An 11,863-nucleotide genomic window follows, 5' to 3' on the forward strand; every position below is an offset into this window, starting at 1 on the left:
GCCCCCCGCCGTGGACGGGCGTCACAGACCCTGTGCCACGGCCCCCCGCCGTGGACGGGCGTCACAGACCCTGTGCCACGGCCCCCCGCCGTGGACGGGCGTCACAGACCCGACGGGTCGCGGCCCACGCTGATCTCCTCGGCGATCTTGCGTAGCTCGGGGCCGTCGAGACCCGGTGCCTTGGGAAGCTGACGCACCAGCGCGTCGAGCACCACCGGCACCGGCTCTCCAGCCAGCCGCCCGGCGATCCCGTGGACCGCCCTGAACAGCGCATCGTCCATGTCGTGCATCCCCCCGCTCACGTCCGGGCGTGCGGAGCGTCGTCCGCTCCCCCGCCGGCCGAGGCCACACCCCGGCCACCCGCGCAACGCTACGACGTGCCACCGACAGTTTCCGCGCTAGCGCTCCAGCGTGTCCCGGACCGTGGCGCAGATGTCGTCGAGCGCCCGTATCCGCTCAGGGCCGAGCACGTCGAACAGCCTCCGCCGTACCTCCTCGACGTGGCCGGGGGCGGCGCCGGCCAGCGCGGCGAAGCCCTCGTCGGTGAGCACGGCGAAGCTGCCGCGCCCGTCGTCCGGGCAGCGCTCGCGGCGCACCCAGCCGCGCTCCTCCAGACGCGCGACCGCGTGCGACAGGCGGCTCTGCGAGGACTGCGCCCAGGTGGCGAGCTCGCTCATCCGCATGCGCCGCTCCGGCGCCTCCGACAGCCCCACGAGGATCACGTAGTAGGCGTGCGGCATCCCCGCGTCGCGCTGCAACTGGCGGTCGAGCGTCGCGTACAGGAGCTGGGTGGCGGCCACGAAGTTGCGCCAGGCACGCTGCTCGTCGTCGTCCAGCCATCGGGTCATGGGGGCATTTTACTTGAACTCTCATATACTTGAGTCGTGTCCTGCTGAAAGGGGAACACCATGCCGGTCCAGCGGCTCAACCACGCGGTCCTGTACGTCCGTGACGTGGAGCGGAGCGTCGCCTTCTACCGCGAAGCCCTCGGCTTCGAGGTGGTCATGGGCATGCGGGGCGCCGCCTTCCTCCAGGCCCCGGGCTCGAACAACGACCACGACCTCGGCCTGTTCGAGATCGGCGCCGGCGCGGCTGCGTCGCCGGCCGGGCGCTCTTCGGTGGGGCTCTACCACCTGGCCTGGGAGGTGGACACGCTCGACGAGCTGGAGCGCATCGCGGCCAGGCTCGGCGAAATGGGGGCGCTGGTCGGCGCCTCCGACCACGCCACCACCAAGGCCCTGTACGCCCAGGACCCGGACGGGCTGGAGTTCGAGGTGTCCTGGCTGGTGCCGGCCTCGCTCATCGACGAGGAGTTGCTCGCCGCGCGCAGCTCGGTCCGGCCGCTCGACCTCGCCGCCGCCAAGCAGCGGTACGGCGGGACGACGCGCGGCGGCGTGGGCGTGTCGATCCCCGCCTGACACACACGCCCTGACAAACGCCCTGACACGCACGGCTGACACGCACGGCCTGGCAGTCGGAACGCAGGCGCGGGAGGAATTGATCAGGCTCGGAGAGGTACCGTGGCCTTGTCCGACTCCCGCGCCTTGGAGAACGGTCATGTCGAGCGATCCTGACCACGTGCTCGACGCCATCGACGGCGTCGTCGACGAATGGGAGGCGCTGAGCGCCGACGCGATGCGCTGGGCGCCACCCGAGCAGAAACAGGTGGGCGTGGTGGGCGAGGTGACCGACATCCTCGCTCCGCTCGCCAACGCCCTCACGGAGGCGTTCCGCCCGCTGGGCGACGCCGTGACGCGCCTGCTGGACGGCATCGCGGGCGGCGATGACGACGACGACCGCTGAGGTCGTCAAGGTGATCCGCCGTGCCGCCGGCATCGCGGTGCGCCGCACCAGCCTGCCGGCCGGGGAGCGATGGACGTAGGCGGCAGCTGAAACACCTGCCGATCATCGGCCAATACGTAGTGACATTTCCGGATGATCGGATAACTACGTGCACAGAACGACAAGGTGGGCCGGCGTCGCCGTGCTCGCCATGGCCGTGGCCGCCCCATGGCAGGCGGTCGCACATGGGGCCGCGCAGGCCGCCGACCAGCCGGCGACCGGCGTGCGGACGGTCACGCTGGTGACCGGCGACAAAGTGACGGTGACCGGCCGGACGAGCGCGATCGTCGAGCCGGGCGAGGGCAGGGAGAAGGTCACCTTCTTCACCGACGAAGCGCAGGGGCGGCTCCGCGTCTTACCGAGCGACGCCGCGCCGCTGGTCCACGCCGGACGGCTGGATCCCCGGCTGTTCGACGTGACGGGGCTGCTGGAGCTCGGGTACGACGACAGCCGCGAGGAGTTGCCCCTGGTCGTGACCGGGCTCTCCGGTCCCGGGCCGTCCGTCCGCGCGATGGCCGGGTTCAGGTCGCTGAGCGCGGTGCGGGGCTTCGCCGTACGGCAGCGCAGGGACGGCGCCGCGCGGACGTGGCGGGCACTCGCGGACGGCAAGGGCAAGGTCTGGCTCGACGGGCGCCGGCGCGTCTCGCTCGACGTGAGCGTCAAGCAGGTCGGCGCGCCGCGGGCGTGGGAGCGCGGGCACACCGGCAGCGGCGTCAGGGTGGCGGTGCTCGACACCGGGATCGACGCGACCCACCCCGACCTCGCCGGACGGGTCGCGGCCCGCGCCGACTTCACCGAGACCCAGGACGAACGCGACGTGATCGGGCACGGCACGCACGTGGCCTCCACCATCGCGGGCAGTGGCGCCGCCTCAGGCGGCACGTACCGTGGCGTCGCGCCCGGCGTGACGCTGATGGACGGCAAGGTGTGCGAGTCGGAGTGGTGCTCGGACTCGGCCATCCTGGCGGGCATGCAGTGGGCGGCCGAGCAGGGCGCGAGAGTCGTCAACATGAGCCTCGGGGCTCCCGACACCCCCGGGCTCGACCCGCTGGAGGAGGCCGTGCAGACGCTCACCGAGCGCTACGGCACCCTGTTCGTGGTGGCGGCCGGCAACTCCGGCGGCGACCGCACGCTCAACTCGCCCGCCACCGCCGACGCCGCGCTCGCGGTCGGCGCCGTCAGCAAGTCCGGCGAGCAGGCCGGCTTCGCCAGCCGCGGGCCGCGCGCCGGTGATGAGGGCCTCAAGCCGGACATCACCGCCCCCGGCGTGGACATCACCGCGGCCCGCGGCAAGGACAGCCCCGGCGGCGGCTCCTACGTCTCCATGTCCGGCACCTCCATGGCCGCCCCGCACGTCGCGGGCGTCGCCGCGCTGCTGGCCGGGGCGCACCCCGACTGGACGGGCGACACGCTCAAGGCGGCCCTCATGGGCACCGCCCGGCCGCTGCCAGGGATCGGGGTCTTCGCACAGGGCGCGGGGCTGGTCGACGCCGACCGGGGCACGAGCCAGGCCGTCACGGCCGAACCGCCCGGTCTCGGCTTCGGACGGCAGGCGTGGCCGCACGACGACGACCAGCCGGTCGGCAAGAAGATCGTGTACCGCAACCGCGAGCAGCAGCCGGTGACCCTCCGCCTGGAGGTGCGCGGCGACAAGGCCTTCGGCGTCACACCCGCCACGCTGACCGTCCCCGCGGGCGGTGAGGCCGAGGCCACCGTCACCGCCGACACCCGCACCGGCGGGCCGGACGGTCTGCTCGGCGGGTACGTCGTCGCCACCGGCGACGACGGCCTGGTTCTCAGCACGCCGGTCGGGGTGGACAAGGAGACCGAGAGCTACGACCTCACCCTCAGGCACACCGGCAGGGACGGCCGACCGGCCACCAGGGCCTACACGACGCTGTACCGGCTCGACGCCCACCAGGACCCCATCGATGTGGAGGAGCCCGAGGGGCCGGTCACCCTGCGACTGCCGAAGGGCAGATGGCAGATCAGGAGCGCCGTCAGCGACGACCGGAGCAGGACGCTCCTCGTCCACCCGGACCTCGTCCTGGACCGGTCGCAGACCGTGGAGGCCGACGCGCGGCTGGGCCGGCCGATCTCGCTGACGCTGCCCCGCGCCGACGCCACCTCGCTGCTGGCCGAGATCGGCTACCAGTGGCAGGAGGCCGACGGCAGGTCGCGCAGCTGGGGCTGGCTCGCCGACTCCTATGACGGTGCGTTCACCGCCCAGCTCGGTCCCGACCGCGCCTATCCGGGTGTGCGTACCAAGGTCGCCGGGCAGTGGGCCGCCGCCCGGGCCGGGAGCCCGTACGCCTACCGCCTGACCTGGTTCCACTCCGGAGGCATGGTCAACGGATTCGAGCGGCGCGTGGCCCAGCGCGACCTGGCCGCCATCCACACCGGCTACGCCCGCCACCTGCCCGACGCGGAGGCCGACGCCTCCAGCCGGGCCTGGCCGCGCGACGGGGGCTTCTTCGGGTACCTGTCCCCCACCACGTTCGGCACGCCGTTCCGGCAGACCGAGTACGTCAACACCGACGACGGCATCCGCTGGCAGCGCTACCTGTTCGAGTACGCCCCCGACGGCCGGCTCAACAAGTTCGAGTCGCCCTTCGCGGTCTACCGGTCCGGGCGGGCGTACACGGAGGCGTGGAACCGTGGCGTCTTCGCGCCCGCCCTGCCCTGGGCGGGGCACCCGGACTCCGACGGCGTCAGCCGCACCGGCGACGTCATCTCGACCAGCCTGCTCATGTACGGCGACGCGAGAGGATCGCTCGGCTACTCCTCCCGGGCGACGCAGCGGACCGCCCTCTACCGTGACGGCACCCTGGTGGGCGAGCAGCCGGAGATCGTGACGAGCTTCACCGTGCCCGCGTCGGAGGCCGCCTACCGCCTCGTCGTCGAGACCGAGCGCGGAGCGCCCGCGACGCTGTCCACGCGCGTGTCCTGTGTGTGGACGTTCCGGTCCGGGCACGTCGCGGGTGACACGCCTGCGCGGCTGCCGGTGTCGGTCGTGCGCTTCAGCCCCGCCCTCGACGCCGACAACTCCGCCCCGTCCGGGCGGCGCTTCACCGTGCCGGTGACCGTTCAGCCGCTGGAGGGCAGCGCCGCCCGCCCCGTCCGGCGGCCGGCGGTGGACGTGTCCTATGACGACGGGGCCACCTGGAGCAGGGCCGCGGTCCACGGGTCGGCGGTCGTCCTGCGCCATCCGGCCGGCGCGGGGTTCGTGTCCCTGCGCGCCCGGGCGGTGGACGAGGCGGGCAACACGGTGGAGCAGACGGTCATCCGGGCCTACCGGATCCGGTAGCCGGAACCCGTGAGGAGCGGCCGGCCGGGGCCGGCCGCTCCTCACCTGACCACGGAGGACAGCGCTCAGGAGGCGGGCTCGGAGTCGGTCCAGCCCGATTCGAGGATGGTGTACGAATCCGACACGGCTCCTGGTTCGAGGCCGGCCTGCAGCCCGCCCGGTTCCACCACGACGCTCTCCTGGGCGAGCGCCTGGCCGGTCGTCTCGTCCATGATCAGACGCGACTGCAGGACGGCGCCGTCGCCGCCCTTCGCCCCGAGCCGCTGCCTGACCGCGATCGCGGTTCCGGTGCGGCCTTCGGCGTCCTTGACGTCGTCGATGACCTCGATGTTCTTCAGATCGGCGAGCATCCGGAAGGCCGCGCCGCGCACCTGCGGCGTGACCGGCATGTCCCTGATCAATCCGGTGGTGACGGCGAACAACCAGTCGTCCGACGACATCGGGTCGCCGGACTCGGTGCCGTGCCCGCCGTACGAGCGCAGCAGCCATTTCCTGAGCCCGGCCGGCGTGGAGGGCAGGGAGCGCAGATCCTTCATGCTGACGTTCCTGCCGAGCCAGAACACCTTGTCCCCGTCGACCAGGGGAGCATGACCGACCTCGGCGGCTCGCGGCTCGGTGGACAGCTCCACCGTCCCCTTCCCCGGCACCTTGACGCGGATCTCGGCAGGTGAGCCGGCCTGTCTCCACGCCTCCACGTCCTGTGGGGTCGCGGGCTGCGCGCCGAGCGACGACGCCCGGCTCCACTGCTCGCCACCGGGCGCCGACGGCGTCCAGGACTCGCTGCGCTGACTGTTCACGACCGTGTAGCCGGCCCCGTCGACCTTGAACAGCGTCCTCTGCACGCCGACCGTGTGCCAGTAGGCGCCCGTCGCCTCACGCCGGCTCTCCGCCCGCTGAGCGGCGGTCAGCAGGATCTCGCGGGCGGACAGGTGGATCTGCCGGTCGGACGCCGGCTGCGGAGCCGCGGTCGTGGCCGAGGGCGCGCGCGGAGCCGTACCCCCCGCGCCGGTGAGCATGACGGTGACCGCGGTCGCGGCCGCGGCGGCGCCCAGGAGGCCGAGTCCCCAGACCGGCCGGACCGTCTTGCGCCTTCGCCGGCTCGGGCGCGGCTGCGCCATGGCGTGGGACAGTTCGGTCGCTCTGGTCCGCGCGTCCACCGGCGAGTCGGACAGAACCTCGGGACGCGCCTGCCGCAGCTGATCGAGGACGTTCATGACAACTCCCTGCTGAGATTCATCGCCTGGGGCGCCGACCATGTGGTGCTCTCCATCGCCGCTCGCAGCCGCTTGCGGGCACGGTGCAGCCGCACACGGAACGCGGCGCCCGAACAGCCGATGACGCGCGCGGCCTCCCCTGGCGAGAGCCCGTGCCACGCGACGAGGATGAGGATCTCCCTGTCGTCCTCCGACAGCTTGACCAGTGCCTTTCGCACACTCATCCGCTCGGCGATCTGATCGGCGATGTCTTCCTCGTCCCAGGCCCGCAGCTCGGCCATGAGCGACTCCCGGCGGGCCTCTGCCCGGACGTGGTCGCGCAGGACGTTGCGGGCCACGCCGAGCAGCCATGGCAGCGCCGGCTCCGCCACGTCGTCCAGTCGCCGCCAGGCGATGGCGAACGTCTGGCTCACCACCTCGTCGGCCACCTGCCGGCCGGAGCGGCTGACCACGTAGGCCCATACGGATTGTCGGCATTCGTCGTACATGCGGATGAGTCTTTGCTCATCATCCGACACGACCACCCTCCCTTCGCCTCGGGTGATTCCCTGGCACCAGGTAGTGGTCTGGGGCGCCCCAGTGTTACAGGGGCCGTGTTACAGGGATCAGGCGGCCAGGCGCATGGGGCGCAGCGCGCCGGTGAGCTTGGCCAGCTCGGCGATCAGGGCGTCGGCGGCGGCGTTCATCACCTCGTTGGGCCGCACCACGCCGTCCTCGCCGACGACCTGGGGGAAGAACGGGATGGTGACGGACTCCACCACGGGCACCATCTTCAGCGAGCTGGTGACCTGGCGCAGGCCGTTGACCGCGCGGGTCCCGCCGGAGACGCCTCCGTAGCTGACGAAGCCGGCCGCCTTGTGCTGCCACTCCTGGTGCAGGTAGTCGAGGGCGTTCTTGAGCACGGCGTTGAAGCTGTGGTTGTACTCGGGGGTCACGAAGACGAAGGCGTCGCCGCGGTCGACGGTGGCGCTCCACGCCTTGGTGTGCGCGTGCTCGTACTGCTTGAGCCGGGGGTGGTTGGGCTCGTCGAGGAAGGGCAGCCCCACTTCGGCGAGGTCGATGAGCTCGACGTCGAAGCCGCCGGCGGCCACGGCGCGGTCGCGGAACCACTCGGCGATCGACCGGCCCACGCGGCCGGGCCGGGTGCTGGCGACGACGATCTGAAGGACGGGCTGGGACATGGATGGCTCCTCATGGCGCTGGTGTGGTGACGCTCAGCTTACTAAACATTTTTGAGGAACTACACATTTCTTAGTAAATGGCCGCCCGATCCGGTACGCTCGTGATGTGAGCCTCAAGACCGTCTGCACCCGCTTCCACATCGCCCTGGAGCTGATCGGAGCGCGGTGGTCCGGCGCGGTGATCCACATGATCTTCAAGGGCGCGCACCGCTACGCCGACCTCAAGGCCGCCATCCCCGGCCTCAACGACACGATGCTGGCCCGGCGGCTGCGCGAGCTGGAGGCCGCCGGGCTCGTCGAGCGGCGCGTACTGAGCACCTCGCCGGTCCGCGTCGAGTACCACCTCACCGAGATGGGCGAGGACCTGCGCCCCGTCCTGGACGAGCTGGTCACCTGGGCCCACAAGTGGATCCCGCTGCCCGGCGCCTCCGGCCACGAGGCGCCCGAGCACGTGTCCCGGCAGGACGCCGCGATCTGACACGGCTGTTACGTTGGACGGCATGGCATCCCTGGGGACGCTGCTGCGGCATGTCCACGAGATCATGGACGGCGCGATCGCCCAGATCTACACCGATCTCGGCATGCCCGACTACCGGCCGCGCTTCTCCCCGGCCGTGCGCACCCTGGCCGCCGAGGGACCGCTGGCCATCCGCGACCTGGCCGCCGCCATCGGCGTCACCCACTCGGCGGCCAGCCAGACCGTCCACCAGATGAGCAAAGCGGGCTTCGTCACCCTCGAACGCGGCACGGACGGCCGGCAGCGCGTCGTCCATCTGACCGAGCGCACCCGGGCGGCGCTGCCCGCCATCGAGGCGGAGTGGGCCGCCACGACGCGGGCGGTGGCCGAGCTGGAAAAGGAGCTGCCGGCGCCGCTCACCGCCGTCCTGGAGGCCACGGTGGAGGCGCTGCGCCGCCGCCCCTTCCACGACCGCGTCACCGCCGCCCAGGACCGGGACTGAACACCCCGGGTCAGGTCTGTGCGGACAGGCCCAGGTGCTCGGCGATCGCGGCGGTCACCGGGGTGACCGTGGGCAGCGGCGGCCCGGCGTAGTGTCCCGGCTTGTGCGCCCGCAGCAGCAGCTCGCCGCTGCGCTCCCAGTCGAACCCCTTGCGCCCGAGCAGCCCGGCGAACACCTCGCTCGCCCTGGCCGGGTCACGCTCGGCCAGGCGCAGGAGCGGCACCGGGGAGACGGCGTCGCCCCGGAGATAGGCGGACAGCAGATCGCGGTACGCGGCCCGGACGACGAGCGGAGGATCGTTGAACAATTCCTCCAGCATCCCGAACTCCGCGTAATACCCCAGCCCTGCCGCCTCGTCGAAGATCAGGCCGACCGTGCGCGCCGCGACCAGGTGCTCGGGCGGCTCGAACTCCCCGGACGGCGGACCGCCGAGCCGCGCCGCCTGGTGGGCGAGGTAGCCCCGGACCAGGTCGGCGAGGTCGACGCCGGGCAGCACGATCAGGTCGGCCCCGAAGTACTCGGTGAAGCAGCGCCGCTGCGCCCGCTGCGTCTCCTTGGCCTGGGCGAGCAGGACGGGGTTGCGGAGGACCCACGCCGGGTGGCCGAGCGCGAGCCGGGCGGCGACCTCCACGAGCGTGCCCCGCGCCTCGGCGGTGTGCACGGCCGGGGGCGCGCTGATCAGCCAGTCGGCGCCGAGCGGGATCAGCCGCCCCACGACGAACATGCCGGGCGCCAGCGCCCCGAACGCCCCCTCGCCCAGGTTGGAGAAGGCCCGGTAGACCAGCTCGTCGACGAGGTTGAACAGCAGCACGGCCGCCTCGTCCACGGCCCGCACCTCGAACACTCCCTCGACCACGATCTTCCAGCCCGCCACCAGCTCCACGTCGGTGCGGTCGAGCCCCGGCGTCTCGGCGAGGAAGCGGTCCACGACCGTGTCGCCGCTGGGCAGCGCGTGCTGGTGGGCGAAGAAGTCGACCGGCAGGAAGGCGGCCGCCTCGTCGGCCGGCGGCCCGCCGGCGTAGAAGCGGTCGAGCACGGCGCCCAGCTCGGCGCCGAACCGGCCCGAGGTGGCGAAGTGGATCAGCTCGGCCTTCAGCTCCACGGCCCGCGCAAGCTTGCTCACGCAGTGAGACTAACCGGCGACAGTGCGCTCACGCGGGCCGTTCGGGCAACTCGTGCTCTACCGCTCCCCGGCGGCCTGTGACTCCAGCGCGGAGTGCCGGCGGCCGTAGCCGAAGTAGATGATCATCCCGATCACGAACCAGACGGCGAACCGCAGCCACGTCAGCGGGTCCAGGAACGTGATCAGCCAGATCGAGAAGACCACCCCGATGGCCGGCACGAACGGCATGCCCGGCGTCCGGAACGTCCTGGGCAGGTCCGGCTGGCGGTACCGGAGCACGATGACCGCCACGCAGACCACCACGAACGCGAGCAGGATCCCGATGTTGGTCAGCTCGGCCGCCTCCCGGATCGGGAGGAACCCGGCGATCAGCGCGGAGGCGGCGCCCACGATCCAGGTGACGCGGGTCGGCACCCGGCGCACCGGGTGCAGCTTGGCGAACCACTGCGGCAGCAGCCCGTCGCGGCTCATCGAGAACCACACGCGCGTCACGCCCAGCATGAACGTGAACATGACGGTCAGGATGCCGATGATGGCCCCGACCGCGATCAGCGACGCCAGCCCCGACAGCCCGACCGAGGCGAACGCCGAGGAGAAGCCGCTCTCGGGGTCGATCTCCTTGTAGTTCTGCATGCCGGTGAGCACGAGCGTCGCCAGCACGTAGAGGATCATGGAGATGATCAGCGAGTAGATGATGGCCTTGGGCATGTGCCGCCGCGCGTCCTTGGACTCCTCGGCGGCGGTGCTCATCGCGTCGTAGCCGAACACGGCGAAGAACACGGTCGCGGCGCCGGTGATCGCCCCACTGATCCCGAACGGGAAGAACGGCGTGTAGTTGGCCGTGTTGATGAAGAAGAAGCCGACCACGATGACCATCAGCACCACGGCCACCTTGATGCCGACCACGATCGTCTCGAAGCGGGCGGCGGCGCGGATGCCGAGGTTGAGCAGGAACGCGATCAACAGGCACAGGACGACCGCGAACAGGTCCACCACGTGGCCGCTCCCCGTGCCCGGCGCGCCGAGCATCCAGGCGGGCAGGTGCACGCCGAACTGCAGGACCAGGAAGCCGAAGTAGCCGGAGATGCCGATGGCCACGACGGCGACGATGGCGGTGTACTCCAGCAGCAGGTCCCAGCCGATGAACCAGCCGACGATCTCGCCGAGCACCGCGTAGCCGTACGTGTAGGCCGACCCGGCCTTCGGGATGAGCCCGGCGAACTCGGCGTAGGACAAGGCCGCCGCCGCGCTCGCGACACCCGCGATGAGGAACGAGACGAGGACGGCCGGTCCGGCCGTCTGGTTGGCGACGGCCCCGGCCAGGGCGAAGATGCCGGCCCCGATGATGCCGCCGACGCCGATGGCGGTGAGCTGCCACAGTCCCAGCGTCCGGGACAGCTCACCCTCGTGCTCCTGGGCGATCTGTTCCACGGGTTTGCGCCGGAAGATCCCGCGAGAAGACACCATGACGATCCTCCTGACCAGGGTTCGGCCCACAGTGCCCCTTCCCGCCGCGTCCCCTCCTATGCCGTTCCCCCAGGTCGAACCGCCTTTCCCGGGTGACGGCAGAACGAGCGCGGCGGCGGCTCAGGGAGGGTCGCCGGGCAGGCCCAGGGCGCGGTGGAGCAGGTGGTGCATGTGCGCGCGGAAGCGGCGCAGCGCCCGCGGGTCGTCGGCGCCGTGCCGCTCACCGGCCTTGTCGAACACCCCGCTCAGCACGAAGCTGTGGGAGCACCAGATCAGCGTGTTGACCGTGTAGTCCACGTCCGCGTCGGGGTCCACGTCCAGGGTGGCCTTGATGGTGTCGATGACGAGCTGGGCCAGCGGCTGGACGTACTCGGGTTCGAGCCCGGTGACGTCGCTGGCGTCGGCGAGCCACCGGTGCGTCCACAGGGCGGGGAACTCGGGGTGCTCGACGCAGAAGTCGATGTAGAGGTCGATCAGCCGGTGCGCCGTGGGGAGCTTGTCCTCCTGCGGGGCCGCCACCAGGTCCTCGACCGCCGTCTCCAGCATGGCGCGGTGCGCGTTGTTGGCGCGGGCCATGACCGCGAGGTACAGCTCGCGCTTGCTGCCGACGTGGTAGCTGATGGTGGCCACGTTCAACCCCACCGCCTCGGCTATCTGCCGGGTGGAGGTGCCGTCGTACCCGAGTCCGGCGAACAGTTTCGTCGCGACCCGGAGAATCATCTCCCGCTGGCTCGTGTCCCCTGAAATCACCCAGGAGACGATAGGTCCCC

Annotated in this window: 13 protein-coding genes; 5 read left to right on the top strand and 8 right to left on the bottom strand. The window is 71.7% G+C overall.

The window, feature by feature from the left end; all coding sequences use genetic code 11:
- Positions 1-101: 101 nt before the first annotated feature.
- Both MTP10_RS03255 and MTP10_RS03260 read right to left on the bottom strand, forming a co-directional pair.
- Positions 102-281 (bottom strand): hypothetical protein, encoded by a 180-nt coding sequence (locus tag MTP10_RS03255; protein WP_310707425.1) that lies wholly within the window; start codon positions 279-281, stop codon positions 102-104.
- Positions 282-398: 117 nt separating this feature from the next.
- Positions 399-848: a MarR family transcriptional regulator gene (locus MTP10_RS03260; RefSeq protein ID WP_310707426.1), complete on the bottom strand. Its 450-nt coding sequence runs from the start codon at positions 846-848 to the stop codon at positions 399-401.
- Between the two features lie 60 nt (positions 849-908).
- On the opposite strand from MTP10_RS03260, the gene MTP10_RS03265 reads away from it, so the two are divergent.
- From MTP10_RS03265 to MTP10_RS03275, 3 genes are all read left to right on the top strand, one after another.
- Positions 909-1,418: a VOC family protein gene (locus MTP10_RS03265; protein WP_310707427.1), complete on the top strand. Its 510-nt coding sequence runs from the start codon at positions 909-911 to the stop codon at positions 1,416-1,418.
- 139 nt (positions 1,419-1,557) lie between these two features.
- A complete protein-coding gene (locus MTP10_RS03270) occupies positions 1,558-1,803 on the top strand; it encodes a hypothetical protein (protein WP_310707428.1) in 246 nt (81 codons plus the stop codon).
- 148 nt (positions 1,804-1,951) lie between these two features.
- A complete protein-coding gene (locus MTP10_RS03275; RefSeq protein ID WP_310707429.1) occupies positions 1,952-5,149 on the top strand; it encodes a S8 family serine peptidase in 3,198 nt (1,065 codons plus the stop codon).
- Positions 5,150-5,214: 65 nt separating this feature from the next.
- Here MTP10_RS03275 and MTP10_RS03280 read toward each other — a convergent pair whose 3' ends face one another.
- From MTP10_RS03280 to MTP10_RS03290, 3 genes are all read right to left on the bottom strand, one after another.
- A complete protein-coding gene (locus tag MTP10_RS03280; RefSeq protein WP_310707430.1) occupies positions 5,215-6,363 on the bottom strand; it encodes a CU044_5270 family protein in 1,149 nt (382 codons plus the stop codon).
- Positions 6,360-6,851, bottom strand: coding sequence for a sigma-70 family RNA polymerase sigma factor (locus tag MTP10_RS03285; protein ID WP_310707431.1), 492 nt, complete (start codon positions 6,849-6,851; stop codon positions 6,360-6,362). The genes MTP10_RS03280 and MTP10_RS03285 overlap by 4 nt, the downstream gene beginning before the upstream one ends.
- 117 nt (positions 6,852-6,968) lie before the next feature.
- Positions 6,969-7,544 carry an NAD(P)H-dependent oxidoreductase gene (locus MTP10_RS03290; protein WP_310707432.1) on the bottom strand — a complete coding sequence of 192 codons (576 nt, stop codon included), beginning with the start codon at positions 7,542-7,544 and terminating at the stop codon, positions 6,969-6,971.
- Positions 7,545-7,650: 106 nt separating this feature from the next.
- Between MTP10_RS03290 and MTP10_RS03295 the strand changes: the two genes are divergently transcribed.
- Together MTP10_RS03295 and MTP10_RS03300 are read left to right on the top strand one after the other, a co-directional pair.
- A complete protein-coding gene (locus MTP10_RS03295) occupies positions 7,651-8,022 on the top strand; it encodes a helix-turn-helix domain-containing protein (protein ID WP_310707433.1) in 372 nt (123 codons plus the stop codon).
- 22 nt (positions 8,023-8,044) lie between these two features.
- A complete protein-coding gene (locus MTP10_RS03300) occupies positions 8,045-8,503 on the top strand; it encodes a MarR family transcriptional regulator (protein ID WP_310707434.1) in 459 nt (152 codons plus the stop codon).
- Positions 8,504-8,513: 10 nt separating this feature from the next.
- On the opposite strand, the gene MTP10_RS03305 is transcribed toward MTP10_RS03300, so the two are convergent.
- The 3 genes from MTP10_RS03305 to MTP10_RS03315 form a co-directional block, all read right to left on the bottom strand.
- A complete protein-coding gene (locus tag MTP10_RS03305; protein WP_310707435.1) occupies positions 8,514-9,626 on the bottom strand; it encodes a hypothetical protein in 1,113 nt (370 codons plus the stop codon).
- 57 nt (positions 9,627-9,683) lie between these two features.
- On the bottom strand, positions 9,684-11,093 hold the full coding sequence (locus MTP10_RS03310; protein ID WP_310707436.1) for an amino acid permease: 1,410 nt from the start codon (positions 11,091-11,093) through the stop codon (positions 9,684-9,686).
- A 120-nt stretch (positions 11,094-11,213) separates the two neighbouring features.
- Positions 11,214-11,843 (bottom strand): TetR family transcriptional regulator, encoded by a 630-nt coding sequence (locus tag MTP10_RS03315; RefSeq protein ID WP_310707437.1) that lies wholly within the window; start codon positions 11,841-11,843, stop codon positions 11,214-11,216.
- Positions 11,844-11,863: the final 20 nt, after the last annotated feature.

Source organism: Nonomuraea sp. 3-1Str (genome assembly GCF_031570565.1).
In the GTDB taxonomy this organism is placed as follows: domain Bacteria; phylum Actinomycetota; class Actinomycetes; order Streptosporangiales; family Streptosporangiaceae; genus Nonomuraea.

What these genes read in the sequence shown, in the direction of transcription:
- MTP10_RS03280 (WP_310707430.1), bottom strand. Translation starts at nt 6,363, where the DNA reads ATGAACGTCCTCGATCAGCTGCGGCAGGCGCGTCCCGAGGTTCTGTCC.
- MTP10_RS03265 (WP_310707427.1), top strand. Translation starts at nt 909, where the DNA reads ATGCCGGTCCAGCGGCTCAACCACGCGGTCCTGTACGTCCGTGACGTG.
- MTP10_RS03290 (WP_310707432.1), bottom strand. Translation starts at nt 7,544, where the DNA reads ATGTCCCAGCCCGTCCTTCAGATCGTCGTCGCCAGCACCCGGCCCGGC.
- MTP10_RS03285 (WP_310707431.1), bottom strand. Translation starts at nt 6,851, where the DNA reads ATGTACGACGAATGCCGACAATCCGTATGGGCCTACGTGGTCAGCCGC.
- MTP10_RS03255 (WP_310707425.1), bottom strand. Translation starts at nt 281, where the DNA reads ATGGACGATGCGCTGTTCAGGGCGGTCCACGGGATCGCCGGGCGGCTG.
- MTP10_RS03260 (WP_310707426.1), bottom strand. Translation starts at nt 848, where the DNA reads ATGACCCGATGGCTGGACGACGACGAGCAGCGTGCCTGGCGCAACTTC.
- MTP10_RS03300 (WP_310707434.1), top strand. Translation starts at nt 8,045, where the DNA reads ATGGCATCCCTGGGGACGCTGCTGCGGCATGTCCACGAGATCATGGAC.
- MTP10_RS03310 (WP_310707436.1), bottom strand. Translation starts at nt 11,093, where the DNA reads ATGGTGTCTTCTCGCGGGATCTTCCGGCGCAAACCCGTGGAACAGATC.
- MTP10_RS03270 (WP_310707428.1), top strand. Translation starts at nt 1,558, where the DNA reads ATGTCGAGCGATCCTGACCACGTGCTCGACGCCATCGACGGCGTCGTC.